This is a genomic window from Micromonospora sp. AMSO12t (genome assembly GCF_008806585.1).
GTDB classification, from domain to species: Bacteria; Actinomycetota; Actinomycetes; order Mycobacteriales; family Micromonosporaceae; genus Micromonospora; species Micromonospora reichwaldensis.
Genome location: NZ_WAAS01000536.1, coordinates 1 through 955 on the forward strand (window position 1 = coordinate 1; position 955 = coordinate 955).

Consider the following 955-nt stretch of genomic DNA (forward strand, 5'->3'; position numbering starts at 1 on the left):
CGTGCGTGCGGGGCCGGGCGGCTGGCCGGCGCCGGCGCGGGCCTTTGCGCCGTCATCTCCTCGTGTTTCGGCCCCGAACGCCGACATCGCGGCGCCCCGTGGTCGGGGCGCCGCGATGTCGGCGACGGCGGATCGGTCGTGCGGCGGTGCCCGATCCGTTCGGGTACCGCCGTCCGGCGCCGACGGGGAACGCGGCAGGCGACGCCGGTCAGGCGTCCGCGCCGCCCACCGGGGTCGGCAGGGCGGCGGCCGCCTCCTGCGGGGCGCCGGCGAGCACCTTCGCCTGCTGCGGCCAGGTCGCCAGGCTCGGCGCGGCCCGCAGCCCGGCCGCCCGGATCGTCTCCCGCAGGGCGGCCTCGTCGAGCTCCGCCAGCTGCCGGTACGTCCGGATGCCGGCCGCCTGCAACGCCGCGGCCATCTTCGGGCCCACGCCCTGGATCCGGCGGAAGTCGTCGGCGGCGTCGGAGTCGGTCGCGACCGGGGCGTCCACCTCGCCGCGCGGCGCCGGCACGACCACCGGTCCGGCCGGAACGACCACCGGCTCGGCCGGCGTCGACTCCGGCTCGTCCGTGGTGGCGGCGGCAGGGGCCGACTCGACCGTGGTGGCGGCGGCCGGGGCCGGCTCGATCGGCGTGGCGCGGGTCGGCTCCGGCTCGGTGGGTGCGTGGGCTGGCTCCGGCTCGACGGCGGAGGCGGCCACGACAGCGGGCTCGGCAGCGGGCTCGGCCGGACCGACGGCGGTGGGGACGGGTGCGGTTTCCGGCTCGGCCGGGGTCACGCTCGTCGGCGCCGAGGTGGCGGCGGCCGGGACGGGCTCCGCGTCGGCGGCGGGAAGGGCTTCCGTCGCGGCGGCCGGGAGGGGCTGTGCGTCGGTGCTCGGGGCGGGCTCCTCCGCCGGTCGGCGGTCGACCGGGCCGGTCACCTCGGCGGCCACCGGCAGCACGACCTCGTGCCC

Annotated in this window: 1 protein-coding gene; it reads right to left on the reverse strand. The window is 80.4% G+C overall.

What is annotated here, in order from left to right; all coding sequences use genetic code 11:
• Window positions 1–208: 208 nt before the first annotated feature.
• A partial coding sequence (locus tag F6X68_RS34570; protein WP_370519029.1) for a helix-hairpin-helix domain-containing protein occupies window positions 209–955 on the reverse strand: 747 nt, incomplete at its 5' end.